The sequence below is a fragment of the Sphingobacterium sp. Lzh-3 genome, assembly GCF_046764375.1.
In the GTDB taxonomy this organism is placed as follows: Bacteria; Bacteroidota; Bacteroidia; order Sphingobacteriales; family Sphingobacteriaceae; genus Sphingobacterium.
The window spans coordinates 5,794,326-5,818,813 of record NZ_CP177226.1; the positions used below are offsets into that span (position 1 = coordinate 5,794,326).

The 24,488-nt window shown below is 39.9% G+C and carries 19 protein-coding genes; 10 read left to right on the top strand and 9 right to left on the bottom strand.

Annotated features, from left to right (window positions below):
• Positions 1–206: 206 nt before the first annotated feature.
• The gene (locus tag ACLCDV_RS24260) at positions 207–3,092 is read left to right on the top strand and encodes a DEAD/DEAH box helicase (protein WP_411972446.1); all 2,886 of its coding nucleotides are present in this window, start codon (positions 207–209) and stop codon (positions 3,090–3,092) included.
• Positions 3,093–3,101: 9 nt separating this feature from the next.
• Here ACLCDV_RS24260 and ACLCDV_RS24265 read toward each other — a convergent pair whose 3' ends face one another.
• The gene (locus tag ACLCDV_RS24265) at positions 3,102–3,911 is read right to left on the bottom strand and encodes an AraC family transcriptional regulator (protein ID WP_317669259.1); all 810 of its coding nucleotides are present in this window, start codon (positions 3,909–3,911) and stop codon (positions 3,102–3,104) included.
• A gap of 375 nt (positions 3,912–4,286) precedes the next feature.
• Here ACLCDV_RS24265 and ACLCDV_RS24270 point away from each other — a divergent pair, with 375 nt between their 5' ends.
• Together ACLCDV_RS24270 and ACLCDV_RS24275 are read left to right on the top strand one after the other, a co-directional pair.
• Entirely contained in the window at positions 4,287–5,336 is a 1,050-nt protein-coding gene (locus ACLCDV_RS24270) for an HlyD family secretion protein (RefSeq protein ID WP_411972447.1), read from the top strand.
• A gap of 6 nt (positions 5,337–5,342) precedes the next feature.
• Positions 5,343–6,920 carry an MFS transporter gene (locus ACLCDV_RS24275; RefSeq protein WP_411972448.1) on the top strand — a complete coding sequence of 526 codons (1,578 nt, stop codon included), beginning with the start codon at positions 5,343–5,345 and terminating at the stop codon, positions 6,918–6,920.
• A gap of 267 nt (positions 6,921–7,187) precedes the next feature.
• On the opposite strand, the gene gltX is transcribed toward ACLCDV_RS24275, so the two are convergent.
• Positions 7,188–8,708 carry a glutamate--tRNA ligase gene (gene gltX / locus ACLCDV_RS24280; RefSeq protein ID WP_317669256.1) on the bottom strand — a complete coding sequence of 507 codons (1,521 nt, stop codon included), beginning with the start codon at positions 8,706–8,708 and terminating at the stop codon, positions 7,188–7,190.
• A gap of 121 nt (positions 8,709–8,829) precedes the next feature.
• Here gltX and ACLCDV_RS24285 point away from each other — a divergent pair, with 121 nt between their 5' ends.
• From ACLCDV_RS24285 to ACLCDV_RS24305, 5 genes are all read left to right on the top strand, one after another.
• Positions 8,830–10,059, top strand: a complete 1,230-nt coding sequence (locus ACLCDV_RS24285; protein ID WP_317669255.1) for a HAMP domain-containing sensor histidine kinase — start codon at positions 8,830–8,832, stop codon at positions 10,057–10,059.
• Complete coding sequence (locus ACLCDV_RS24290; protein ID WP_317669254.1) at positions 10,040–10,588, top strand: DinB family protein; 549 nt, start codon at positions 10,040–10,042, stop codon at positions 10,586–10,588. The genes ACLCDV_RS24285 and ACLCDV_RS24290 overlap by 20 nt, the downstream gene beginning before the upstream one ends.
• Positions 10,554–10,979 (top strand): hotdog fold thioesterase, encoded by a 426-nt coding sequence (locus ACLCDV_RS24295; RefSeq protein ID WP_317669253.1) that lies wholly within the window; start codon positions 10,554–10,556, stop codon positions 10,977–10,979. Before ACLCDV_RS24290 ends, ACLCDV_RS24295 begins: the two co-directional genes overlap by 35 nt.
• Positions 10,980–11,281: 302 nt before the next feature.
• On the top strand, positions 11,282–12,574 hold the full coding sequence (locus ACLCDV_RS24300; RefSeq protein ID WP_317669252.1) for a sugar MFS transporter: 1,293 nt from the start codon (positions 11,282–11,284) through the stop codon (positions 12,572–12,574).
• Between the two features lie 238 nt (positions 12,575–12,812).
• Positions 12,813–13,658, top strand: coding sequence for a DUF2911 domain-containing protein (locus ACLCDV_RS24305; RefSeq protein WP_411972449.1), 846 nt, complete (start codon positions 12,813–12,815; stop codon positions 13,656–13,658).
• Between the two features lie 85 nt (positions 13,659–13,743).
• Here the strand turns inward: ACLCDV_RS24305 and cdaA are convergent, their stop codons facing one another.
• Complete coding sequence (gene cdaA, locus ACLCDV_RS24310) at positions 13,744–14,538, bottom strand: diadenylate cyclase CdaA (RefSeq protein WP_046672648.1); 795 nt, start codon at positions 14,536–14,538, stop codon at positions 13,744–13,746.
• A 60-nt stretch (positions 14,539–14,598) separates the two neighbouring features.
• Between cdaA and ACLCDV_RS24315 the strand changes: the two genes are divergently transcribed.
• Positions 14,599–15,315 carry a pyridoxine 5'-phosphate synthase gene (locus ACLCDV_RS24315; RefSeq protein WP_411972450.1) on the top strand — a complete coding sequence of 239 codons (717 nt, stop codon included), beginning with the start codon at positions 14,599–14,601 and terminating at the stop codon, positions 15,313–15,315.
• A gap of 225 nt (positions 15,316–15,540) precedes the next feature.
• Here the strand turns inward: ACLCDV_RS24315 and lepB are convergent, their stop codons facing one another.
• From lepB to ACLCDV_RS24340, 5 genes are all read right to left on the bottom strand, one after another.
• Complete coding sequence (gene lepB, locus ACLCDV_RS24320; RefSeq protein WP_411972451.1) at positions 15,541–17,109, bottom strand: signal peptidase I; 1,569 nt, start codon at positions 17,107–17,109, stop codon at positions 15,541–15,543.
• A gap of 16 nt (positions 17,110–17,125) precedes the next feature.
• Complete coding sequence (dapB, locus tag ACLCDV_RS24325) at positions 17,126–17,869, bottom strand: 4-hydroxy-tetrahydrodipicolinate reductase (protein WP_317669249.1); 744 nt, start codon at positions 17,867–17,869, stop codon at positions 17,126–17,128.
• A gap of 183 nt (positions 17,870–18,052) precedes the next feature.
• Positions 18,053–18,778 (bottom strand): DUF5683 domain-containing protein, encoded by a 726-nt coding sequence (locus ACLCDV_RS24330; protein WP_317669248.1) that lies wholly within the window; start codon positions 18,776–18,778, stop codon positions 18,053–18,055.
• Position 18,779: 1 nt separating this feature from the next.
• Positions 18,780–19,715, bottom strand: a complete 936-nt coding sequence (locus tag ACLCDV_RS24335) for a ParB/RepB/Spo0J family partition protein (RefSeq protein WP_317669247.1) — start codon at positions 19,713–19,715, stop codon at positions 18,780–18,782.
• Between the two features lies 1 nt (position 19,716).
• On the bottom strand, positions 19,717–20,514 hold the full coding sequence (locus tag ACLCDV_RS24340; protein WP_070561294.1) for a ParA family protein: 798 nt from the start codon (positions 20,512–20,514) through the stop codon (positions 19,717–19,719).
• 227 nt (positions 20,515–20,741) lie between these two features.
• Here ACLCDV_RS24340 and ACLCDV_RS24345 point away from each other — a divergent pair, with 227 nt between their 5' ends.
• Complete coding sequence (locus tag ACLCDV_RS24345; RefSeq protein ID WP_317669246.1) at positions 20,742–21,263, top strand: NAD(P)H-dependent oxidoreductase; 522 nt, start codon at positions 20,742–20,744, stop codon at positions 21,261–21,263.
• A gap of 208 nt (positions 21,264–21,471) precedes the next feature.
• Here the strand turns inward: ACLCDV_RS24345 and ACLCDV_RS24350 are convergent, their stop codons facing one another.
• Positions 21,472–24,417, bottom strand: a complete 2,946-nt coding sequence (locus tag ACLCDV_RS24350) for a M16 family metallopeptidase (RefSeq protein WP_317669245.1) — start codon at positions 24,415–24,417, stop codon at positions 21,472–21,474.
• Between the last annotated feature and the right edge of the window lie 71 nt (positions 24,418–24,488).

A 24,488-nucleotide genomic window follows, 5' to 3' on the forward strand; every position in this document is an offset into this window, starting at 1 on the left:
TCTTAATCCAGAAAATCAAGTTTGAAATATGACTTACCTTGATAGGCGACTATAGTTGCGTACAATTCACATCATGTAGATTAATTTTAACCAGACACCGGGCAATCCCCAGTAACCGATTTTTAAATTTTCAACGCACAAATTGCGATTAATGGTATATTTTATTGTATATTAGATACCTTTATTTATAAGGTCCGCTATTTTTAATGCAACAGTCAAAGTCATTTCCAGTATATAAAATCGTTTATTCTATATGTGAGCACCCCTATCTCGGCTATCTCATTGAGCCACACATGGTCAAACTCAATCCCAATGGAAGTTACTCACTACGCTATCAACGTATATTTAGCAATACTGTCGATGCTTACGCTGCCGAATTGGATGAAGTAGATTATAAACTGATTCGATTGCTCGATGAAATCGAACAAACGCATCTCATCAAAAAATATTACAAAAAAGCAATTAGACCTGTCGATTTCTTTTCCAAAGTTTTCGATAAAAAGCTTTATGAACTTCTGCGCCCTAAGATTGATGAAAAAATGATCCAATTTTTTGAAGCTGTTGGAGATAAGCCGCTTTTCATGATGAGCAAAGATGGTTATCCAGCAGATCAAGAAATTAAATTAGCCAGCTCTGCTGCATCAATCCTATTTCACTTTCGACGGAACGAAGAAGAAACACGTTATTTCCCGACCATCAAATACGACAATCAGCGTCTGGAGTTTATGTTCAAAAATGCCATTGTCTTGACCAATGTACAAGCATGGTTACTTTTAAACAATACCCTGTATTATTTCGATCAGGCACTTGAGGGCAAGAAGCTTAGTCCTTTCCTAAATAAACGTTACATTTCCGTCGGTAGAAGCACTGAAAAAAAATATTTCGAGACCTTTGTATGTGGTTTAATTGAACGCTATCATGTCTATGCGGAAGGATTCGAGATTCAAACCCATCAGCACCAAGCAATTCCACTTCTCCATTTAATTTATGTTGAAGATGGAGCGTCGCAATTGCAACTGCAATTCAAGTACGGTCCACATACTTTTACTGCAGGTGCCGAAAATAAAGTTACAGTTCGTATGGAATATAATGAGAAAGATGATCAGTATATATTCCACCGCGTCAAACGGTCTGTACAATGGGAAGAACAACAACATGAAAGCTTAAAAAAACTAGGACTGCAGGACGTTGACCTGCAACTGGGTTTGTTAACACCACATATCCATGCCGGGAAAAGGCTTTCAGTCTTTGACTGGATTAATAATCATCAAGAACAACTTGAAAGACTTGGATTCCAAATTGTACAAAATAGTGAAGAAAAACGTTTCTTTATAGGACACACCTCTCTGGATATCTCCATTGATGAAGACAATGATTGGTTTGATATCAGCGCTATCGCAAAATTTGGCCCTTATGAGATTCCATTTATCCAGCTGCGCAACCATATCCTGAATAACATTAAGGAATTTACCTTGCCAAATGGAGAAATTGCTATGATTCCCGAAGAGTGGTTTGCGCAGTACAACCATCTTTTCCAATTTTCAGCAGATAGGCATGAACTCAAACTAAGTAAGGTACATATTGGCTTACTTTTTGAAATTAGCGAACATACTAAACTGGTGTTTAATCGAAAACTACAGAATCTAGCTAACTTTGAAGAGATCGTTGATATTCCCGAACCAAAATATTTCAAAGGAAATCTCCGTCCTTACCAAAAGGCCGGATACAATTGGTTTAATTTCTTAAAGCAATATAAATTTGGAGGCTGCCTTGCTGATGATATGGGTTTGGGTAAAACCATTCAGACGCTAGCACTATTGCAACAGCAAAAAGAGCAACTCCAAGATGAACGGGATGTCCGTACGTCACTGTTGGTCTTGCCCACATCTCTGGTATACAACTGGCAAAAAGAAGCGCAGCAATTTGCACCACAGCTTAATATTCATCTTCATACCGGTAATAACCGCATTAAGGACGCCTCGCTTTTCGCCAAATATGATCTGGTAATCACCACCTACGGGATTGCCCGTATCGACGAGGATACCTTGAGTAGCTTTTATTTTAATTATATTATCCTCGATGAGAGCCAAAATATCAAAAACCCGACATCTAAATCGTTCAAAGCCATCAAAAGCCTAAAAAGTAAAAATAAGCTGGCTTTGAGTGGAACTCCGGTTGAAAATTCAGTCTCGGATCTTTGGGCACAGATGCACTTCACCAATCCGGGGCTACTAGGCAGCTACACCTATTTTCAGAAGGAGTTTGTGCAGCCTATAGAAAAGAAAAAAGACGAAGAAAAAGCACAACGCCTACAAGCGATTGTCAAACCATTTATATTGCGGCGAACAAAAGATCAGGTGGCAACAGAATTACCACCTAAAACCGAACAGGTGCTTTACTGTGAAATGACTGAAAAACAATCCGAACTGTACGAAAAGGTCAAATCGGAATACCGCAATGCCATTCTTGACGGACAATTGGACAACAAGCCTAAATCTACACAAATTGCGCTGTTACAGGGTTTGACCAAACTTCGGCAATTGGCTAATCACCCCAGAATGGTCGATGAAAAATTCTCGGGTGATTCCGGTAAGTTCGAAGCCGTCATTGAAACACTCGAGATGGTCATGCGAAGAGGCAACAAAGTGCTGATTTTCTCCCAGTTCGTAAAACAGCTGAATATTTTCCGTCAGTATTTCGATCATAAAGGAACAAATTATGCCTACCTGGATGGCGGCACAAAGAATCGGGATGAAGCCGTCAGCCAATTTCGTAAAAACAACGATACCAAGTTATTCCTTATATCGATAAAAGCAGGTGGGGTGGGACTCAATCTGATTGAAGCAGACTATGTCTTCATTCTGGATCCATGGTGGAATCCTGCTGTGGAACAACAGGCTGTAGACCGTTCACACCGCATCGGGCAAACACGTAATGTCTTTATCTATAAATTTATCAGTAAAGATACCGTGGAAGAAAAGATATTGGCTTTACAGAATAAAAAGAAATCGATCGCTCAGAGCCTGATCACAACAGAAGAAAGCTTTATCAAATCGTTATCGCAAGAAGATCTTCAAGAACTTTTGGCCTAGCCTACAAGATTATTGTTTATATCCGTTGATCTTCGCCATATATATTGACGGTCGAATACCGGTTACACGTGTAAAAATATTGCTAAAAGAGGAGAGCTCATTGTATCCTACCCGCATCGCTATTTCGAGAATGGAGTATCTATTCTCGGACATCAGCTCCAAGGCTTTCGCAATGCGTATAGCTCTTAAAAAACGGATATAGCTGATTCCCATATCTTCTTTGAAAAGTCTGGACAGGGAACGACTGCTCATACCAAAATGCACGGCAACCTGCTCAATGGTAAATGCTTGATCAATATTGCTGTTCAGATATCTCGCTACGCTCTTAAGTTTTTCGCTTTTAGGGTAAGGATGTTGCATCGGAAAAGCGTCTATTGGTGGACTCATATCTGGTATAATGGCGATCATGGCCCGCAATAAACAATACTTCGGATAATCAATCGCCTTGCTGATCCCTCCAGTCCAATCTTGTGCAAACAAAAACATCTCACGCATCAAATCGTTGCTTAAAAATATATTTGGCCTTGAAAGTACAACCGGCATATCCTGCCTCTCCTTAAGATAAAAACTGTACAATGGAATACGTGAGCTCGAGCTCTCCAAATGATAGGTTGTATTTGCTGGAATCCACATATAAAACCTTGCGGGCAAATACCAGTGCTTTGTTGTCGTAAAAACATGAATAATACCACCGTCAGCATAGAGCAGCCGCGCCTTTTTGTGTTTGTACTCACGAGAATCGATACGATCGACATACATGTGGTCAACAAAAAAATCATATTGATCAGCGTCAATCGCTGCGAGTTTTTCTTCCTCCATAATCTAAAATTACACTTTTTATACAATATGGCGCAAATGAACAGATATCCGTCCGACTATACAAAACAAAACAACTCTATCCGAAGGTATCTTTGTATGCCCATATTATCAGGCACTCAGAGAAGTGATCGGTATTCCGGGCAACCCACTTTAAACAAAATTCAAAAGCAGAAAAATTGCTGTTTCGCGTACATCATAAGGCGAACCGATACTGGTAAGCAGACTTTAATTTAATTTTTAAAAGTCTCCTACTACATATGATGAAGTAAAAAACAGAATGGCAAGTTTCATAATGCTAAAAATTGATGCTGAGCTTCTGTTGATACACTTTAAGCACACAAAACAGACTATTGAAATCGCGCAATCAAAACAATAATGAATAAAGTAGATAATAAAGACAAAACAAAAGGATTTAATAAAGTGCTCGTCATATTTGCGAGCCTATTATTATTGACAGGTATTGGTGTCTTAGTCAGACACCTCATATTTACCAATCAATATGTAACAACAAATGACGCGCAAATCGATCAATACTTGACACCAGTTTCCAGTAGGGTCTCTGGTTTTATCAAGGAGGTGCGATTTAAAGAAAATCAATATGTACATCGGGGCGACACCTTATTAATTATAGATGCCAGTGAGTATCAAACGAAAGTCGATATGGCGAATGCCGAACTCCAAAATAGCCAGAGCAATGCCGAGGTAATCAGCAAAACAGCCCGTGCGACAGCCAATAGCATGTCGGTTCAAAAGGCAAGATTAGAAGCTGCAAAAGTAAGTGTATGGCAGACCCAACAGGATTACAATCGATTCAAGAATTTATTTGAAGCAGAAGCAGCAACCAAACAACAGTACGATAATGCCAAAGCAGCATATGATATAGCATTGGCACAATTGCATACCATAACCGAGGAATATAATTCGGCCCAACTAAACACCAATAAAGAAAAAGCAAGCGAACTACCGGCAAGAGCCAATATCAATATTAAAAAGGCCGCAAAAACAAATGCACAGCTTTTTCTTTCTTACACCATAGTTACCGCACCTTATGATGGCTTCGTTGGAAAACGAACCATCCAAGCAGGACAATATGTAAAGGAAGGCCAGACACTTGCCAATGTCATTAGTGAAGAGAAATGGATCAACGCTAACTTTAGGGAAACTCAACTCGAAAATCTTGCAGAAGGCAACAGTGTTACAATACAGGTGGATGCTTTTCCCAAACTCCGTTTTAAAGGAAAGATCCAGTCATTTTCTCCAGCATCAGGGTCCAAATTTGCCGTGATACCACAAGACAATGCAACCGGAAATTTCGTAAAAATTGAGCAACGGATTCCCATTAAAATTGTATTTGATCCAAATCAGAATCTAAAGAAATTACGTGCCGGCATGAATGTCGTTATCCATGCCGCCAATCAATCCTGATCGCCCATGAGTACAAACAAATCTTTATATTACAGCTGGGTTCCTGAATGGATAAAACTTCCACTTATGGTAGTAGCGATGTTCCCACATCTCATGTTAATGTCGCTCTTCCATTCCAATACCGCATTTACCGCTTCTACACTTGACATCGAAGCCGAAGATATTCAGTATTTTCTATCCTTGATGTATGGTGCCATTGTCGTTACTCTACTTATATTTCAACGTCTATTTTCATTTTTTAGGGTAAGGACATATATTCTCCTAACCTGTAGCAGCTCAATTCTGATTTTACTGGGCATTTCACTCACAAGAGATCCTTTTCTTATCGGTATTCTCCGGGTGATCGAAGGCATTTTCTGTGTACTGGAAGGTGCATGCTTTCTTCCGCTGCTTATAATGCAGATTAAGCATACCAAAAGCCGGACGATTGCTTATTTTTTCCTATATACGTTTATGCTTACCGGATCAACTTTGACAACATCCTTACTCAAAGAAAGCATCATGGATTATGGATGGGAAGATATGATCCATGTCGTGCTCTATTGGCATTTGATCGTAATTGCAATAGCCCTGCTGTTACTTAACAATAATCGCTTGGGTAAAAAGTTTCCACTCTATCAACTGGATCTGGCCAGCTGTCTATTTTTATTGACATCATTGAGCTGTGGGGCCTACGTGTTAATTTATGGCCGCAAATACTATTGGTTTGAATGCTCCACGATCACCATCAACTTCGCACTTTTCCTTATCTTCGGAGCGCTTTTTATCATCAAACAGCGGGTGGTCAAAAGACCGCTTTTTCATTTTGAGATCTTCAGATACAAAAATGTAATCTTTGGTGTTATCCTATTTTTTCTCTTTTATATTATTCGCAGCAGTCTCAATAATGTATACACAGTGATGGCTACCGTATGGAAGTGGCCTTGGCATTATATTATTGATGTACAGTACATCAATGTATTTGGCACTATACTGGGTGTTGGCAGTTCAGGCTTTTTACTCCTGCGCGATGTATCCCCTAAATATATCTTTGGTTTTGGCTTTTTGATATTGGCCACTTCATGTTTCCTATTTGTACCCACATTTTATCCCGATACCACAATTTTGGCAATCGGCGTTCCCTTATTTATTCAAGGAATCGGGCAGGGCTGGCTTTTTACTCCGCTAGTTATTTATATTTTGAAAGGTGTAGAATCCCATCATGTTGGCAATGCAGGCCTCATGGGTACAACCGTTCGGTTTTGGAGTACCAATGTCGGATTTGCACTTATCCAAAATGCCAGCTATACACTCAATCAAAAACATTATATTCAGCTCGAACGAACGCTGAATACAAGTAACCCACTGACAATAAACTATTGGAATGCATTAATGGAGAAATATACCGGAATATTTGGCGATCAGATCGCAAGCCGTATTGCAAGCAAAAGTATTTCGGGAACACTAAGTCAACAAGCGTCACTAATCAGTAACATGGAGATATTTACCTATTTAGGAATTCTGGGAATGTTGATAACCGGATTAATTTTCTTATTCGGCCCAGCTAAAACACTATTCATGCGTCTACGGATACCATATTTGTAAAAAGAACAGCTAAACGGCCGCATAACCACCATGATGTCGTATCCATCAAAATTGTTAAACACGAACTGAAGATGCTCGCATGCCAATAAACGAATGCAAGGCATTCATTGAAGCCATTGCAAATAAAACTTCGTAATAAACCCAACATAGCAAACACACGGATATGCTGTTGCCCCCCATGGATCAATCAAACAAGGCTTTAAAAACAAAAGGAGCTATGTGCAAATACATGCACAAGCTCCTTTTTTTATTTTGTACTTAATCTATTTAAGCATCAAATTCTTTAAGTGCTTTTTTCACACGTGCTATTACCTCGTTTTTACCGAGCAATTCAACGATCTGAAAAACATCTGGTCCGAATTTACCGCCTACCAACATAATCCGGAATGGCATCATCAGCTCGCCCATTTTCATTCCCGATGCCTGAATCGCATCTTTGAAGAAAGGCTCCAATTCAGCAGCTTTCCACGTATCAAATCCTTCGAATGATTGGTTTATACCCTCAAAAAATGCTGTTTTTTCAGCAGACCACTTAGGCTTCACAGCATTCAAATCATATTCCGCAGGTTGCAAAAAGAAGAACGACGCCTGACTCCAAAAGTCTTCAACAAAAGTTAAACGTTCTTTCACAGCATCCAATACCCTGCTCACGTAAGCTTCGTCGGCATCTACTTGATGATGTTCCAATACTGTTTTGATCTTTGGCAACAAGGATTCTGTCGACGAGCGTTTAATCCATTCATGGTTGAACCATTTTGCTTTTTCAAAATCAAATTTCGCACCGGCTTTACTGATACGGTCAACACTAAATTTCTGAATCAATTCATCTAAGGAGAAAAGTTCCTGTTCGGTACCATCATTCCAGCCTAACACCCCAAGCATATTAACAAAAGCCTCGGGCAAGAAACCCATCTCACGGAACCCTTTTGTTGTATCGCCAGATTTAGCATCGGTCCAGTTCATCGCATAAACAGGGAAACCCAAACGATCTCCGTCACGCTTGCTTAGTTTACCGTTTCCATCTGGTTTAAGGATCAATGGAAGGTGTGCCCAGCCTGGCATGCTATCCCCCCAGCCGAGGTATTCCCACAATAAGATGTGGATAGGTGCCGAAGGCAACCACTCTTCACCACGGAATACATGCGATATTTCCATGGCCTTATCATCTACAACAACAGCGAGGTGATAAGTTGGCATGCCATCTGCCTTAAGCAATACCTTATCATCGACAAGGTTTGTATCAAAAGCAACCTTTCCACGGATCATATCCGTGAATGATACCGTTTCATCTGTCGGAATCTTTATACGGATGGTGTGCGGAGTACCCGCATCCAATAATTGTTGAGTTTCAGCGGCAGACAAACTCAAAGAATTACGTAATTGAAGTCTGTTCTCGTGGCTATAGCGAAAATTAGGCTGCAACTTACGCTGCTCATCCAGCTCCTCTGCTGTGTCGAAAGCATAATAAGCATAACCATTCTCGATCAACTGCTCAGCATATTTCCGGTAAGATGGTTTTCGCTCACTTTGACGGTAAGGTCCATATTCGCCTCCTTTTAACGGGCTTTCATCTGGGGTCAAACCACACCATGCTAAACATTCGTTGATATATTCCTCAGCACCTGGGACAAAACGAGTTTGGTCCGTATCCTCGACACGTAAAATAAAATCTCCCTGATGCTGACGCGCATAGAGAAAATTAAACAAAGCTGTACGTACCCCACCTAGGTGAAGACCACCTGTAGGGCTCGGTGCAAAACGCACTCTTACTTTTCTTTCTGAACTCATGCCGCAAAATTACCACAAAATTTTTGATTTGGATGGTACGTTAACTTCTTCAATGAAATAAAAGTGCAGAAAACAGACATTTATTCAGTAATTTGCAAATGAAGGACACGAATACGGAATCATGAAACCCTATCAGATTAGCCAGCAGCGCTGGAAATTTATCTTACTTATTTTTGCAGCTATCATTGCTGTCGCCTCTTTGGTCTATACCAATTATCTGGTTCGAAATCTTGCGCATGCCGAGCGTTCAAAGGCTGAAGTATGGGCCATGAGCACCAAAAATATCATGACCATGCCCGACGTTGATGATGAATTCATAACGTTTATCTACGCCGTAAGAGACAGCCTCAATTTACCAGCTATTATTACAGACGATAAGGAAGACATTATCTTCTGGCGTAATCTCGATTCCACAAAGACAAATATTAAACCCGGACACAACGACAGTGTTACAAAACATCTCGATTATGACCCGGCCTATTTCCAAAAACAGCTTGCGTTTATGAAGAAAAGCCATCCTCCGATTACATTGGAATTGGAAAATGGTCAAAAATGGCATGTCTATTATAAGGATTCTTGGTTTTTACAACAATTAAGGGTGTTTCCTTATGTACAACTATCGCTGATTGCACTCTTTCTCATTATTGCTTATACGGTTTTCAATTCTATCCGGAAATCTGAACAAAATCTCGTTTGGGTTGGGCTCACCAAAGAAGCGGCACACCAATTAGGCACCCCTATTTCGTCGTTGATGGGCTGGTTAGAATTGATTCGCATAAAATTTGATGCCGAAGAAGATGATACCCTAAATGAAATGGAAAATGACATTAAGCGACTTGAAATCGTCGCTGACCGCTTTTCGAAAATAGGATCTACTCCCGTGCTGACTAACCATAACCTGTATGATGTCATCAAAAATTACATGGATTATTTCCGCATACGAACCAGCAATAAAATTGCTTTCGAATTAAAAGGTGACAGCCATCTTGAAGCACAACTCAATATTCCACTCTTTGATTGGATTATCGAAAATTTATTGAAAAACGGAGTAAACGCCATTGGCACAGAAGGAAAGATAACTGTTAATATTTCAGAAAATATTGCGAAAGAAGAAATTTTTATAGACATTAGTGATACGGGCAAGGGAATTCCGAGATCTAATTTTGAATCTGTTTTCCAGCCGGGGTTCACAACACGGAAAAGGGGTTGGGGGCTTGGCCTTAGTCTGACAAAAAGAATGGTGCGGTACCACCAGGGGCAAATTTTTGTAAAAGAATCTGAAGTAGGTAAAGGAACAACATTTCGAATAATCTTAAAAAGCAATTTAAAATATGAAGCCACTCAAATCTGACGAATATCCAGCAGTCTACGCGCCTTATATTGAGACTGTCGTCGATAACGTGTTTGATGCACTAGAAGAACAAACGCTCTCCTTTCCAGCATTTCTGGACACGATACCAGAGGAAAGAGGTAATTTTAAATACGCCGAAGATAAGTGGACAATCAAAGAAGTTGTTGGCCACGTCATCGATAATGAGCGTATCATGGCTTATCGGGCATTGCGTTTTTCACGTAACGACCTTAAAGAGCTCGCTGGATACGACCAGGATTACCTCATTCAGTATTCCCGTTACAACGATCGCACTTTAGAAAGCCTGAGTAAAGAATTTACTTTTCTCCGCAAAGCGAACATGATGCTTTTCAATAGTTTTAATGAGGTTGAATTGGAACGTAAAGGGATGGCATCTGAACGGCTAACAAGTGTAAAAGCGCTCTTGTATGTCATTGCTGGCCACCTCAATCATCATCGCATTATTATCCAAGAACGTTATCTAAACTCAGACGATGTCAAAAATTTGGTTTCAGCATTACAGCATTGAGGAAATAAACGTATTTTTCAACAAATACTTATCAGGTCTGCTGGAGATTCAAGCAACAGAAATAAATGACAACTCCATCACGGCGACCATGCCGGTAACGGATAAAGTCAAACAGCCACATGGTATTTTACATGGCGGTGCTTCTGTCGTTCTGGCGGAGTCCTTGGGAAGTATCGCATCCAACCTCGTGGTTGATCCAGAAAAATACCGCGGAGTTGGACTTGAAGTAAATGCCAATCACATACGCCCGGTCAGCAGTGGAGTAATTACAGCAAAATGTAGTCCCCTACACATTGGTCGATCCACACATATTTGGGAAATAAAAATGTACGATCGCTTCAACAAATTAAATTGTATCTCAAGACTTACAGTAGCTATCGTTCCAAAATAACGATAACTATACCACTCTTGCTAACTCGATTTATCACCACGTTCCAATTACAATTCGACAATATTTATAAGCAAAGGAGGATAAATTTCACAATTTATCCTCCTTTTTTTTGTCAATTAATTATCAAAATCCCCTAAAAATATGCCTTTATTTATTTCCAATATTCAAGAAATTTAAGTAGTCTTGTAGGATGGATACTTTAAAAATCAGTAATTATGAAGCGCAATCGTTTGTTCATTCCTTATTCCTACTGATTTACCAATCCTCGAACGATAACTTAACTAAATATAATAAAACAAAACATGACCACTAATCCTAACGTTGGTAAAACAGCTTTTCGCCCTATGGCCATCTGCTGTGGTTTATTTTTTATCCTCGGTTTTATTACCTGGGCAAACGGAACCTTAATTCCATTCTTAAAAATCGCTTGTAACCTCGAAACAGATTTGCAAGCTTTCTTCGTAACCTTTGCTTCCTATATTGCTTATTTTTTCCTAGCACTTCCAAGCTCAGTCATCATTAAAAAAATTGGTTTCCAAAATGGTTTAGTTGTCAGTCTTATTATATTAGGTTTAGGATCTTTGATCTTTATTCCTGCGGCAGATAATAGAAGCTACGGCCTATTTTTAACGGGAATCTTCATCCAAGGTTCAGGAATGGCATTATTACAAACAGCCGTTAACCCTTACTTAAGTATTATTGGTCCCATTGATAGCGCTGCGCAACGTATTTCAATAGCTGGATTTTTCAATAAATCGGCTGGTATCATTGTACCTATCCTTTTTGGAACACTCTTTTTAAAAGATGCTCAAAAGGTAACAGCAAAATTAGAAGCAACAACGGATCTTGTCCAAAAGAATGCGATCTTAGATGATCTTCTTCAACGCGTACACACTCCCTATATCTCGCTTGCAATTATATTCGTTGCCTTCGCAATATTCTTAAAGTTCACACACCTGCCTGAGGTCGATGTGGATGCAGAAGAAGAAACCAGCGCAGAAAGCGGAACTGTGGCAGCAAAGAAAACATCGATATTTCAATATCCACATTTGTTCTTGGGGGCTTTGGCAATTTTCTTCTGTGTGGCCGTCGAAGTTATGGCCGGAGACATCATTGGCGTCTATGCACGTGAACTGAAAGTTGATCCTTTCTTTACAACCTATGCAACAGCATTTACACTCGCTTGTATGTTGATCGGTTATATTATTGGTATCATTTCTATTCCAAGATTTGTATCACAACAAATGGCCCTACGCATTTGCACCATCATTGGCATCACGTTCACCGTTATTTCTGTTTTCACAACCGGCACAACATCATTTATATTCGTAGCCTTGTTAGGCATCGCTAACTCCCTCATGTGGCCAGCGATCTTCCCGCTAGGAATTAAAGGTCTGGGAAAATTCACAAAAACAGGATCAGCAATCATGATTATGGGGATTGCTGGTGGAGCGATATGGCCTTTGATCTACGGGCTTTTGAAAGATCATTTGCATATTGATTTTCAACATGCATTCCTATATGCAATGGTTCCGGGCTATCTATACATTATGTATTTCTCAATAGCAGGTCATAAAGTTGGAAAAACGAATTAATATAAATCCATCTTATATTTTAAGAAAAAAAGGCATCTAAAAATAGATGCCTTTTTTTCTTAAAATTCTTCCTATTTTTAGGAGATAGATGCTGTAAGAGCCATTAAATATTACAGCCATACTATAATCAGATTTTCTGTTTTTTCAACAGGAGAAATGGAAAGCATGATCAAATGCTTATCAACAGCATATTGAACCACAGGATTAAGCATACAACAGAAAACAAACAATGATACAGATGAAAAAGAATCTTTTTGCAATTGCCATTGCCGCAACAATGATGTTTATGGCCAACGAATCTTTTGCGCAGTTAAAACTACCTGCAGCAAGTAGCTCACAGACAGTTACTCAAGGATTAGGTATTGAAAACGTAACCCTTAATTACAGCAGACCTAGCATGAACGGTCGTAAGATTTTTGGTGATCTTGTTCCTTACAGCGAAGTATGGCGCACAGGTGCAAATACAAATACAACCTTAACCTTTGAAGGTGACGTTGAGTTGAATGGACATAAGCTTTCCGCCGGAACTTATGCGCTTTTCACGATCCCGAACAAATCGGAATGGACCATCATCATCAGTAAAAACACAAAACAGTGGGGCGCCTATACCTATAAACAAACCGAAGATGCCTTACGTTTCAATGTTAAACCGCAGACCTTAGCAAATCCAGTGGAGACTTTTACCATCTCCTTTGACAATGTTACACCTACCGGTGCCGTATTGAATTTAGCTTGGGAAAAAACGTCAGTAAAAGTTGATCTCAAAGTCAATCAACAGGCTAAAATATTAGCTTCCATCGACGAGGCCATGAAGGGCGAGAAAAAACCTTATTTTGCCGCAGCCCAATACTACTTCAGTAATAACTTGGATCTAAATAAAGCGCTAAACTGGTTTGACGAAGCTGCCAAAGCGCAACCTAAAGCTGCCCACGTCCTTTATTGGAAAGCAAAAGCACAATTAAAAGCTGGAGATAAAAAAGGTGCAATAGAGACTGCAACAAAAGGTCTTGAAGTTGCCACAGCAGATAAAAATGGTGAATACATCAAATTAAATACGCAAGTTATCAACGCTGCAAAGAAATAGGTATTTATAACTAATAAATTCCCCAGAAGGTTAGATACTTTCTGGGGAATCGTTATTTAAGGCTTATTTTATAACTCGGCTTTTTTTATAGCTCATCTTTTAGCAATTGTTCTAGTTCCTCTGGTGAAACGTTCATATTGACGTTTCCGTCCTTCGCAAAAGATATCTCGCCAGTTTCTTCAGAAACTATCACAGCAATCGCATCCGAGATTTCCGTTACCCCAATAGCAGCACGATGGCGCAGTCCGAACTGCAACGGCAAATCCTCACTATCCGACAATGGTAGCACACAAGATGCGGTCATAATCTTAAAATCAACAATAACGACTGCACCATCATGCAAAGGACTATTTTTATGAAAGATACTTTCAATCAGGCGCTTCGAAATATGGGCATCGATATACTCCCCACTGCTCTGATAATACTCCTCATCAAAATATTTTGAAAAAACCAATAAAGCGCCTGTCCGTGTACGCGACATGCTTCTACAGGCTTCAATAACCGGTTTTAAGTCTTCCGTCAAATCCTTTTGTATAGCTTTCTTATTCCCGATAAACGACCAAAAAACTTTTTTCCTTTTCATGGATATGTTCTTCCCAACGTGCAGTAAGAACCGTCTGATTTCCTGTTGGAAAACGACAATCAGGGCGATGGAGCCTACAGATATAAAACCGCCGAATATCTCGGTCAGCAAGCGCATGTGCATCTGCTTAACGACTATATAAACACCATAAAATAGTGCTACACCAATCAGGATATTAACAGCAATGGTCCCTCTAATCAAACTATAGATATAGTAGATAATAATCGCTACCAATATGATATCAATAACGTCCAATAGGCGAAAGCCGCTAAACAAGCTATAGTCGATTCCATCCATATATGCAAGTTAAAAAAAAATAGATATTATTTGTATTTTTACAACATAACATACAGGAAAATGACCAGACTTTCAGTAAATATCAATAAAATCGCAACGCTCAGAAATTCTAGAGGTGGCAATAACCCAAATCTAGTATCTGCGGCCTTAGCCTGTGAACGTTTTGGAGCACAGGGCATCACTGTTCACCCGAGACCGGATGAAAGACATATTCGATATCAGGATGTCTTTGATTTAAAAGCAGAAATTCAGACCGAACTCAATATTGAAGGAAATTGCCAGGAACAGAAATTTATTGACCTTGTGTTGGCCAATAAACCGGCACAAGTGACCTTGGTACCAGATACCGAAGGACAATTGACGTCCAATCATGGCTGGGATACCATTAAGAACAAAGCCTACCTGCAAGATATGTGCAAATTGTTCAAAGACGCAGGCATACGCGTTTCTATCTTTGTTGATCCGGTTGAAGAAATGGTAGAGACCGCGGCGGAAACAGGAACAGATCGTATTGAGCTTTATACGGAAGGATTTGCCACCGAATATGGCTTTGACCGGGAACTCGCGATAAAACCTTATTTCAAAGCGGCATTAAAGGCACGTGAAGTCGGTTTAGGTCTAAATGCAGGGCATGACTTAGATCTCAACAATCTGCAATATTTCAACCAACATATCCCCGAACTCCTGGAAGTAAGCATAGGCCATGCGCTCATTTCAGATGCACTTTACCTAGGACTAGAAGAAACCGTCAAACGTTATCTGGCTTGTTTGAAATAGCACAACATTTGTAGAACACCGAAACCTATAATCGATAAGCTTTCGGCGATTAAAAAAATTGTAACGTATGTACAGTTTCAGGATTTCGCCAGCGGCAGCAGTTAGAAAAGTGAATGGAAGGTGTTTCTAGCCAATAGAAAAAAACATTCAAAAAAAGGGCTTTCTTAAACGAAAGCCCTTTTTCTTACCTCCAAACCAGAGGCTTTATTGCTCAACTTGCAATTACTAATGAATTCCTTTAAAGATACGGTTCCAGCGAATTTTCGAAAGTCCGGTACCAATTTCGTCCCAGCTCATCCAAGTAAATAAGGCCTTTCCGACAACATGATCTTCGGGAACAAATCCCCAGCCCCTTGAATCCAGAGAATTATGGCGATTATCACCCATCATCCAAAAGTAATCCATTTTAAACGTATAATGGTCTGCTTTCACATCATTGATATAAACCCCATCCGAACGTTTTTCCAACTTGTTATTTTCGTAAACACGGATAGCTCTTTCATAAATGGGCAGAGTCTGTGCATTTAATGCCACCGTCCATCCTTTCTTCGGGATTAAAATCGGTCCAAAATTGTCAAAATTCCATTTGTATTGTGGATCATAAGGATAAGCTCCTTCTTCACCCGAATTTCTTCTGATTTCTTTGACATTCGACCAAGATTTTACAATGGCTAGTTCATCTTTTGTCATGAACAACTGGTAAACACCAGGCTGCTGATCGCCACCGGCTGCTTCAATTCTCAACTCCCGTAACCTATCCATATTCAATGGGGTACCATCCGTTAATACGAGATAATCCAATTGGCTTTCTGGAGGATCAAACCCTGGTTGGTCGTTCACAAAGAGTTTAGCATCTTTCATGAAAATTTTATCGCCAGGCAATCCAACACAGCGTTTAATATAATTCTCCCTTTTATCAATAGGTCTTGCCTGGATTGTAAACTGAGAATTGACGGTCTGCCAACCATAAGCTCTTACAAGATCATAATAACTTGAATTCTGGTTTTCAAGCGCGACAGTGTCACCTGCAGGAAAATTGAAGACAACGACATCATTACGTTCAATCTTTTGAAATCCCGGCAGACGTTTATAGGGTAGTTCAATTAATTCAGAATACGCTTTCCCTCCAGTGATGGGCATCGTATGATGGGCAAAAGGAAAGGCAATCGGCGTGTTGGGAACACGCGGTCCATAATTTAACTTGCTTACAAATAAGAAATCCCCGATCAACAAAGTACGCTCCATTGATCCTGTTGGAATCATATACGCTTCGATCAGGAAGCCACGAATAAGCGATGCCGCTACGGTTGCAAATACAATGGCATCCGCCCACTCGCGTACCATGGATTTCTTATACGGATATTTAATTTTATAATCCTTATACGATTCAAGTGCAATCTCCGCGCGCTTCTCTTCTGTCAGTTCAACACCTTCTTGGCTTGCTGCCTTCAGATTTTTCGCATATAAGCCATTCAAAAAACGTACATTGTTATCCTTTGCCCACATCGGCAGAACGATAAAAGGGACTAAAACTGCAGCAGCATTCTCCCAAAAACGACGTTTTCCGAAACAATGTATAAAATCAAGATAAAGATTATAGAAAACAAAGACATTGACAATTGGAACCAGCAATAAAATCACCCACCATGTAGGTCTTCCGGTCAATTTTGCCTGAATATATTGGCTATAAAACGGTACGATTGCTTCCCAGCCATTTCTGCCAGCTTTAACAAACAATTGCCACAGTCCATATCCCGATATTGCTGTTAAAACCGCAAATATAATTAAGCCCATAAACTACTTATTAGTACTATTTATTAAAATCAAAAATTTCAGTAACTTGATAGAAACCTTTTTTGCCATTCAACCATTCAGCGGCCACCACAGCGCCTAAGGCAAATCCATCGCGGCTATGTGCTGTATGTTTAAATTCGATTTGGTCAACCTCCGAGCTATAAAGCACTGTATGTGTTCCCGGAACCTCCTCAATACGATGACTTTCTATTAAAAGTTCCTGTGGTTTTGGAATAATTTCATCCTGCTCGCCAACAACAGTATTCACCCAGTTGGTTTTCACATCGCTATTATCCAATATCCCTTCTGCAATGGTAATTGCTGTACCACTTGGTGCGTCCAATTTATGAATATGGTGTATCTCTTCGACCTGAACATCATATTGTTTATATGGCTGCAAAGCCTTCGCCAACATTCTATTGATATGGAAGAATACATTTACTCCAATGGAAAAGTTTGATCCATACAAAATGGAACCACCAGCCTCCAGACACTTCGCCTTAACCTCATCCAATTGGTCGTACCAACCCGTTGTTCCGACGACAATAGGTACGCCTGCCTGAAGACAAAGATCCATATTATCCAGTGCTGCAGAAGGCACACTAAAGTCTATTGCGACATCAGCTCCTTTGATATCATCAGCAGTCAGGTTAGGACGATTATGTTCATCGACAACTAAAAAAATTTGATGGCCTCTTTTCAGCGCGTATCTTTCGATGATCTGCCCCATTTTGCCATATCCCAAGAGAATGATGTTCATATATTTAGAAAAAAGTATAGTTTATTTTTAAAATTAAAAAATTTCAATGAAATACCCATGTTTAAAAACCACAAACATCAATCTGAACTAGCAGTGTATTTGCAATATTCACTAAAAGACAAATGAGATAAACCCTGATCAACAATTATTTCCAATCGAGATATCATCTTAGGAATACGGGATTTAATTGAATTTCATGGTCAATTTAAGTCCTACAGTAGGTTTAAATGAATAAGTTCCCGACGCGAGACTCGCATCCATTAAAGTAGGTCCAATTAAGAAAGCAGTCTTTTTGGGTTTATCCTCGCCAATACTCCAACGATACTTGAGCATTGAGTCGATGTAGGCCTCCGCAACATTCAGACCATAAACACCTAAAGTAAGAAGCACCATGAGGTCCCGATTTCGTCGTGCATTATCTTTCGCACGAATAATAGACTGAATAGAAACACCGCTATAATACGGATCGATTGGTCTACCGAGTTCATTGTCTTGCAACACCCCTAAAAGTTCTTTATAATAGCGATTATTAAAATCAAAAACCAGGACGGTTGTTAATAAACCACCGTAGATAGCCGGCACTTTTATCCACCACACACCACCGTTGGTATATTGTCCCCAGCCCGGAAGTACCAAAGAGCGTTTCCAGGCTTGTTTATTTTTTGCTTCAATAGCCAAGCGGGTCGAATCCTTGAACACAACCTTCTCTTTCGCCTTAGCTTCCTCCTTCTCGCGTTTTTTACGTTCTTTCCGAGATTCTTTCTTTACGGTATCCTGTACCGATTTTTGCTTTACGCTATCTATTTTGACCGGTGGTGCTATTTGTTTCTTGGGGATTGTATCCACAGTCTGTCCATGTACCACCGACAGTGCAAACACCGCAAATATCAAGCTTATTAACTTGGCCATATTACCAGTCTAACAATTCAAGAATGCGACTTAAATCATCTTCCGATTCAAAAGGGATCTCAATTGCTCCTTTTCCTTTTGTGCTCTTCAGATTCAATTTGACGCGAGAAGAAAATTTAGAAGCCAGATCATCTTCAATTTTCTGCAGTTGGAAAGACATCGGAGCTTTATCCTTTCCTGCTTTTTTCTTACCGCCTTTTTGTAACTCACGAACCAGTTCCTCCGCTTTGCGAACAGATAGACCTTGATCAATAATCAACTTAAAGATATAAAGCTGCTTATCAACCTCAGGAATATTAATCAAGGCACGAGCATGCCCCATGGTCAATGCCCCATCACGTATTGCCGCCTGAATGACAGGTGGAAGCTTTAATAAACGGAGATAATTTGTAACAGTAGACCGGTTTTTACTAACACGCTCCCCCAATTCTTCCTGTTTTAAATTACACTCCTCAATCATGCGCTGAAAACTCAGGGCAACTTCAATCGCATTGAGGTTCTCCCGTTGGATATTCTCAATCAAGGCCATTTCCAGCATCTGCTGATCATTGGCTGTACGGATATACGCTGGAATTTCGGTGATACCAGCCAAGCGCGAAGCACGGAGACGCCGCTCCCCGGAAATTAGCTGATAATTGCCATCCGAAATTTTACGTACTGTAATCGGCTGAATTAAACCTTGTAAACTAATCGATTCCGATAACTCCTGTAAAGCAACCGGATCAAATTCGGTACGCGGCTGAAAAGGATTGACAGCTATTTCCTCTACACGAACATGGCTAATACTACCATTCTCTTTTGTTGTTTTTACAGCAGTTGGGGTAACTAGAGGAGCCTCTTCCACTTGCTGATTACTTTTAGCAGGAACTTCTACACTATCGTTTAATAGCGCACCTAAACCTCTTCCCAGCCCTGTTTTACGCTGATGTGCTGCCATATTATGCGGTTACTGTTTTATTCATTTCATTAAGATGCCCGTTTTTCTGTAAAATCTCACGGGCCAAATTTAAATAGTTGATAGCCCCTTTACAGGAAGCATCATGCATGATTACAGAAATTCCAAAGCTTGGAGCTTCGCTCAAACGGGTATTCCGCTGAATAATTGTATCAAAAACTAAATCTGTAAAATGTGTTTTCACTTCTTCGACCACCTGATTTGATAGCCTCAAACGAACATCATACATCGTCAACAAAATTCCTTCGATCTCCAGACTTGTATTTAAACGGTTTTGAACTATTTTAATTGTGTTCAATAACTTTCCAAGTCCTTCTAAAGCGAAGTATTCACACTGTACCGGAATGATAACGGAGTCCGAAGCAGACAATGCATTGATTGTAATTAAGCCTAAGGAAGGCGAACAGTCGATGATAATAAAATCATAATCCTGTTTAACCTGGTCCAAGATTTTTTTCATCTTGTACTCCCTTTCGTGCATATTGATCATCTCAATTTCTGCCCCAACCAAATCGATATGAGCCGGCAACAGATCCAAATTTGGTGTTTCTGTTGATTGGATAGCCTCACGAGGATCCAGATCATTCACCAAGCACTCATATACACTTGCACTGATTGTACGAGGGTCAAAGCCAATCCCAGAAGTAGAGTTTGCTTGAGGATCCGCATCGACCAACAATGTTTTATATTCTAAAACCGCCAAACTAGCCGCCAAATTAATTGACGTTGTGGTTTTTCCGACCCCACCCTTTTGATTTGCGATTGCAATTACTTTTCCCATCTTGAATGAAAACCTTTCTTAATTAAAATGTCATTTTATTCCACATTTCACTTTTTTGAAGATCAATTTGCCAAATTTTTTATCTGCAATTCAAATTAGCAAAACAAATTCAGCATATTTTGTACTTTTGATTGATCGAAAGCACATATCCTCAGGATGCTAAGATACAAAAAATCAAGATATGTATCCACTTTGAAACTGCGCTTTTTATAAGTATCAACAACACAATGATTTTAATAATATCCGGAACAAACCGCCCCAATAGTAAGACGTTAAAAATAGCAAAGTGCTACCAGCAATTACTTGACCGTAAGTCAATTGAAAGTGACATCTTTTCCTTAGAAGATCTACCAGCAAACATTTTAGAAACAGATCTTTATGGCAAAAGAAGTCCAGCATTTGAACCTATCCAAGAAAAGGTCAGCAAAGCTGAGCTGTTTATCTTCATCGCCCCAGAATACAATGGAAGTATCCCAGGAGCGCTCAAGCTTTTTATCGATTGCTGCACTTTTCCGATCAGCTTCTATCACAAAAAAGTTGCATTGGTCGGACTATCTTCAGGACGCTATGGCAATCTTCGTGGCATCGATCATCTGACTGGCATATGCCACTACTTAAGAATGCATGTCCTCCCCCTCAAGATCTTTCTACCCAGTGTTCAGAATGAATTGAACGATGAGGGAGAGTTATTCAAAGAGGACACGCTCCAATTCATCAACGAACAGATTGATGAGATTATCCGGTTTTAAATACACAAGTTTTAGTAGCCACAATAGCGAACTCACCCTAAAACTAATGCTGCCCGCGAACAGTGAAACAAGGATTCCATAGCGTGAAATAAGAATAAGAAAACAATGGCTATCGCAAAACCCCGATACAAAAGAAGCCTCCGGAAAACACCGGAGGCTTCTTTAATGTTATACGTTAATCTAATTCTTCAGACAAGTAATGCCCGGTCTAATAGCCGAAAATCTCTTTAAGATCCAGCTTTTTGACCTCGCCCAGTTTTGCAAGATCTTCTGGCTTAAGATTTTCTTCCTTCGCCACAATACAGTAAACGTACGGCTTTTGACTCATTTCCTTCTTGTGAAAAGTATTTAGATCGCCATAAGTTAACTTTGGCGCTTGCTCATAAACAACTTTACGAATATCAGTTGCATTTCCCAAACGTTGCGCCGCTAGATAACTACCTAAAATAGAAGCATTCAACACACGCTCACTGGCAATTGATTTTTCCAGACTTACTTTCGCAATATCCAGTCCCTTAGCACTTTCAGGCAACACATCCAGCAACTCATTCATGCCTTTAATCGCATCATTAAATTTATCAGCCTGCGTCCCAACATAAGCTCCAACCGTATAGTGATTTTCCTTTTTATAAGGCTGTCCGTAATACGCATAAGTTGAATAAGCCAATGCTTTTGATTCACGGATAGTCTGGAAGACAATACTTCCCATTCCGCCACCAAAGTAATTATTAAACAATGAAACAGTCGGGGTCAGGGCACTGTTGTATATTCCTGAACTTCTATACCAAAACACTTCAGCCTGCTTCATATCGAAATTGGCAAAAAGAACCTGATTTTTGCTTGTTGGCAATTCGGCAAACACGACCGCCTTTTTTGCCTGAACATACTCTCCGGCACCTTGTTTCAAAGGCTTCGCTTTCGCCACAAATTCTTGAGCTGTCAACGGGCCAAAATAAAGCATCGTATGTTTCATATTAGCCAGATCGTGCAATGCCTTCACCAAATCCTCCGCTTTTAACGCATCCAATTCCGCATCTGTAAACACATTATTGAATGGATTTTTAGCGCCGTATTTAGCATAAGACTTTAGGCCTTCCATGATCGCTCCCTTGTTTTCTTTCGCATTTGCCCTCGCTTTTTTAAGGCGGGCAATATACATTTTGAAAGCCTCCTGATCAGCAACACAATTACGCAACAGATCTTGAATCAAGTTCAACGTAGCCGTAAAGTTTGAATTTAACCCCGAAATCGACACCATGGTTTCCTCATTCCCTGCAGACACCGAAAAATCAGAAGCCAATTGATAAAAATCTTTACTGAATTGCTCACTGGACTTATCTTTTGTACCCAAAAATTCGAGATAACCCGCAGCCAATGAAAGTAATTTATTGCTCCATTTTCCACCATCAAAACGATAAGATAGCGAAAACAGTTCATTATCTGCGTTCTTTACAGCTAGCACAGGTAAACCGTTTGCAGTAGCTTTCTGTATATCTTTGTTATAATCGACCCATACCGGTTGGATTTTATCCTCTGGCATTGCTTCCACCCGCTTCAAAAACTCCGACTGGTCGTCACGATTGACCGTTACAGGAGTAATTTCAGGTTTAACAACTTTAACAACATTGTTATCAACGCCCTTACGCTTATAAACAACAACATAATTATTGTCATTCAGGTATTTGTTCGCAAAATCCACCACATCTTGCTTGGTGATTTTATTCAATTCATCCGAATAGCCCACAACAGACGCCCAATCCTGACCCGAAGTAAAGGCATCCATCAATGATTCAGCTCGGTCACCATAACTTTCGTTCTGTTTGATTTCGTCTTTCTTCGCATTGTTGACGATGGCTGTTATCAAATCATCCGAGAATTCACCTTTTCTCAATTTCGCCAATTCTTGCAACAGCAGCTGTTGCACCTCTTCCAAGCTTTGTCCCTGACCAGGATTACCCTGCAACAGGAGCAAAGAATAGTCTTTTAACACATAAGGGAAAGCGCCAGCACCTAATAATTTTTGATTCTTCACCAAATCCAGATCAATCAGACCAGCAGAACCATTCGTCAAGATCTGACTCATCAGATTAAGCATACGGGCATCCTTTGTCGCAGCGCCAGGAAAACGGAACCCCATTAACATAAATTCAGCATCCGGACCTTTAACCTCGCGGACAACAGGAGTTAAAATTGGTTTCTCCGCATCAAAAGTATAGGCTGGAATCTCTTTCGCCTGCATAAAAGCAAAGGCCTTATCCACCTTTTTGACCACCTCGGTAGGATCAAAATCGCCCGACATTATCACCCCCATATTATTAGGGACATAATAGGTATGAAAATATTCACGAATCGCTTTCAAAGACGGATTTTTAAGATGCTCAACTGTACCGATTGTCGTCTGCTTTCCGTAATTATTATTGGGAAATGCTGCTGAGAACATCGATTCTACAGCTTTACGATTATCTTTATCCAAGCTGATATTTTTCTCTTCATACACAGCTTCCAGTTCGGTATGGAAAAGGCGCAATACCGGATATCTAAACCGTTCTGCCTGCACAGCAAGATACTTGTCCATTACATTGCTGGGAATTTGCTCCTGATAAACAGTCTGCTCAAATGAAGTAAAAGCATTGGTACCTTCCGCTCCCATTGACGCCATCAATTTATCATACTCATTTGCGATAGCATATTTCGCAGCCTCGCCAGATACCTTATCGATTTCCTTATAGATTGCTTTTCGTTCGGTTTCGTCTGTTGTACCATTATATTTTTCGTAGAGCGCATCAATCTGATCCAACAAAGGTTTTTCCTTTGCCCAATCTTTGGATCCAAATTTATCCGTTCCTTTGAATAGCATATGCTCCAGGTAATGAGCCAAACCGGTATGATCTTTCGGATCTGTTTTACTCCCCGCTTTTGTTGCAATATAAGTTTGAATACGCGGTTCTTTTTTTGTCGGGCTCAAAATCACGGTTAAGCCATTTTTTAGCTTGTAAAACCGCGAATGGGTAGGGTCATTGGTCACGTACTTGTAGGTGTATCCGCCTTCAGTTGCTTCTTTCCAATCAAATTTAGTGTTTTGGGCAAACAAAGCCCCCCCTGCTGTTGTTAGTACAAACGTAACAGCAGTAATTTTAAATAGGTTTTTAATCATATTTCCTTTTTCTTTTCAGCTCAAACTTAGATAAATTGCTTTTCAAATGCAATACAATTAAGACATAAACA

Bases quoted from the DNA above. Each gene is read 5' to 3' on its own strand.
- ACLCDV_RS24275 (WP_411972448.1), top strand. From the start codon at position 5,343: ATGAGTACAAACAAATCTTTATATTACAGCTGGGTTCCTGAATGGATA.
- ACLCDV_RS24260 (WP_411972446.1), top strand. From the start codon at position 207: ATGCAACAGTCAAAGTCATTTCCAGTATATAAAATCGTTTATTCTATA.
- ACLCDV_RS24345 (WP_317669246.1), top strand. From the start codon at position 20,742: ATGATTTTAATAATATCCGGAACAAACCGCCCCAATAGTAAGACGTTA.
- ACLCDV_RS24290 (WP_317669254.1), top strand. From the start codon at position 10,040: ATGAAGCCACTCAAATCTGACGAATATCCAGCAGTCTACGCGCCTTAT.
- dapB (WP_317669249.1), bottom strand. From the start codon at position 17,869: ATGAACATCATTCTCTTGGGATATGGCAAAATGGGGCAGATCATCGAA.
- ACLCDV_RS24330 (WP_317669248.1), bottom strand. From the start codon at position 18,778: ATGGCCAAGTTAATAAGCTTGATATTTGCGGTGTTTGCACTGTCGGTG.
- ACLCDV_RS24340 (WP_070561294.1), bottom strand. From the start codon at position 20,514: ATGGGAAAAGTAATTGCAATCGCAAATCAAAAGGGTGGGGTCGGAAAA.
- ACLCDV_RS24335 (WP_317669247.1), bottom strand. From the start codon at position 19,715: ATGGCAGCACATCAGCGTAAAACAGGGCTGGGAAGAGGTTTAGGTGCG.
- lepB (WP_411972451.1), bottom strand. From the start codon at position 17,109: ATGGGCTTAATTATATTTGCGGTTTTAACAGCAATATCGGGATATGGA.
- ACLCDV_RS24270 (WP_411972447.1), top strand. From the start codon at position 4,287: ATGAATAAAGTAGATAATAAAGACAAAACAAAAGGATTTAATAAAGTG.
- ACLCDV_RS24350 (WP_317669245.1), bottom strand. From the start codon at position 24,417: ATGATTAAAAACCTATTTAAAATTACTGCTGTTACGTTTGTACTAACA.
- ACLCDV_RS24305 (WP_411972449.1), top strand. From the start codon at position 12,813: ATGAAAAAGAATCTTTTTGCAATTGCCATTGCCGCAACAATGATGTTT.
- ACLCDV_RS24265 (WP_317669259.1), bottom strand. From the start codon at position 3,911: ATGGAGGAAGAAAAACTCGCAGCGATTGACGCTGATCAATATGATTTT.
- ACLCDV_RS24315 (WP_411972450.1), top strand. From the start codon at position 14,599: ATGACCAGACTTTCAGTAAATATCAATAAAATCGCAACGCTCAGAAAT.
- ACLCDV_RS24285 (WP_317669255.1), top strand. From the start codon at position 8,830: ATGAAACCCTATCAGATTAGCCAGCAGCGCTGGAAATTTATCTTACTT.
- ACLCDV_RS24295 (WP_317669253.1), top strand. From the start codon at position 10,554: ATGTCAAAAATTTGGTTTCAGCATTACAGCATTGAGGAAATAAACGTA.
- ACLCDV_RS24300 (WP_317669252.1), top strand. From the start codon at position 11,282: ATGACCACTAATCCTAACGTTGGTAAAACAGCTTTTCGCCCTATGGCC.
- cdaA (WP_046672648.1), bottom strand. From the start codon at position 14,538: ATGGATGGAATCGACTATAGCTTGTTTAGCGGCTTTCGCCTATTGGAC.
- gltX (WP_317669256.1), bottom strand. From the start codon at position 8,708: ATGAGTTCAGAAAGAAAAGTAAGAGTGCGTTTTGCACCGAGCCCTACA.